A 1,898-nucleotide genomic window follows, 5' to 3' on the forward strand; every position below is an offset into this window, starting at 1 on the left:
CAGGTGCGATATCATCCGCTCGCCGGATTTCGGATGTAGTGACCTCGAGGCCGACCGTTCGGGCCGCTGCCTGGGCCTCCCCCATGTCCAACACGGAGGCGGGATTGCCCACATTGACCATGATCGCCAACCGGCGAAAACTGGGGACAACCTCGCGCAAGAGTTCGAGTCGCTTGCCGGAAGTATCGGGCCACTGCATCGACAGGCCAGTGATGTTGCCACCGGGTTGCGCTAGACTCGCAACTAGGTCAGCGATTTTGAAATTCGAATCATATCAGGCGGCCTTGTCGAGCTTGTAGGTCCATGTGTGGACGATTGGATCGCAGTTGAAGTAATCGACCGCGGCCATGAGGCGCTCCTTGAGCTCCTGTTTGGAGGAGACACGGATGTGGCGCAGGACGGAGCGGGCCAGCTTGGAGAAGAAGCCTTCGACGAGGTTGAGCCAGGAGCCGTGCGTGGGAGTGAAGGTGAACTCAAACCTGCCGGCGGGCTGCTCGGCGAGCCAAGCTCGGGTCTCTCTGGAGATATGCGCGGAATGATTGTCGAGGATCAAATGGATCGCCGTGTCGGCCGGATAGGCCGTGTCAACGAGCTTGAGGAACTCGATGAACTCCCGGCTACGGTGGCGATCCTTCACCAGGGCGTGAACCTTGCCGGTCAGCAGGTCGATACCGGCCAGCAAGCTGACCGTGCCGTGGCGCTTGTATTCATGATCGCGCGCGAACGTCGCATGCACGCCGGGTTGAGGAGGCAGATCAGGTGCCGTCGTTGCAATCGCCTGGATGCCCGGCTTCTCGTCGTAGGAGATGATCGCCACCGGATCACCCGGCTTCTTGCGCGATGCGACTGCGGCCTTCTTCAGCAGCTTCACCGTGCGATAAACGCACAGCACTTCGGCCATCTTTTCCGCAAACTCGGGATCGCGCTGTTCCAGGTAGTAGCGCACCTTGTGCGGCTTCACTTCCTCTTGATCGAGAATCTTGCATACCGTGCCCTGGGCCAGGTTGGCGAGGCATGCATGCCCCTCCGCCGGTCCATGCTCGCGGGCGTGGCGGGCGAGAAGCCGCGTCGTCCACAATTCATGCGGATAGCCCAGTTCCTTCGCCTTCCGGCAAGCCAGCGACGTCAGCCATGCTTTGGCTTCGATGGTGATCGTCGGCTCCTTGCCAGGGCGCGGGCGATCGTCCAGCGCTGCCATCGGGCCTTCGACCACGGCCCGTTCTACGCAACGCTGAACGGTCTGATGATGGAGGCCGAGCGCTCGGCCTACCGCAAAAAACGACGGGTCTTCCCGATACGCCAACAGAATCCGCGCCCGCTCGACCCGGCTCGCCGGTTCGGTTCGCGACTGCGCTATCGACCTCAACCTCTCCACATCCGCATCTCCGAGCGACAACTCAATCGCCCGCCGCCACGCTGCCATAGCCTTCAGTCCTTCGTCCTCAATGCCCCCCGCGCACATAGGAGCCTGAAACGACAGATGAATCCCTTGCTTATGACAACTTTCACGGAATCGATATTCTAGTTACCTATTCTCGACAAATCGCCTCCCCTCGAGGACCGCTTGATCGTCGTAGGCGCCTTTCATCAAACGCTTGGGGAGTTTCACCTTTTTCCGACGCAGCTTCGTGTAAGGGATCAGGCCGAGCAGGTGACTGATGCAGTTGAGACGTGCGCGCCGCTTGTCATCCGAGGGCACGATGTGCCAAGGCGCAAATTCCGTATCCGTGGCCTCGAGCATGATGTCGCGTGCTCGCGAGTACTCGAACCATTTGCTCCGCGAGCACAGGTCCGTCGGGCTCAGCTTCCACTGGCGTAGCGGATCCGTGATGCGGGCTGCGAAGCGGCGCTTCTGTTCCGTGTCGCTCACCTCCAGCCAGTACTTGACGAGCAGAATA

2 protein-coding genes are annotated in these 1,898 nt (G+C 60.6%); both read right to left on the reverse strand.

Going from position 1 to position 1,898, the window contains the following annotated elements; translation table 11 throughout:
* Positions 1-274: 274 nt before the first annotated feature.
* A complete protein-coding gene (locus tag VE128_00095) occupies positions 275-1,423 on the reverse strand; it encodes an IS630 family transposase (protein ID HZD83957.1) in 1,149 nt (382 codons plus the stop codon).
* A 102-nt stretch (positions 1,424-1,525) separates the two neighbouring features.
* The coding region (locus VE128_00100; GenBank protein ID HZD83958.1) for a polyphosphate kinase 2 at positions 1,526-1,898 on the reverse strand (373 nt) is incomplete at its 5' end.

Origin of the sequence: Candidatus Angelobacter sp. (genome assembly GCA_035643775.1) — a bacterium.
Taxonomy (GTDB): domain Bacteria; phylum Bacteroidota; class Bacteroidia; order Flavobacteriales; family Blattabacteriaceae; genus DASQPV01.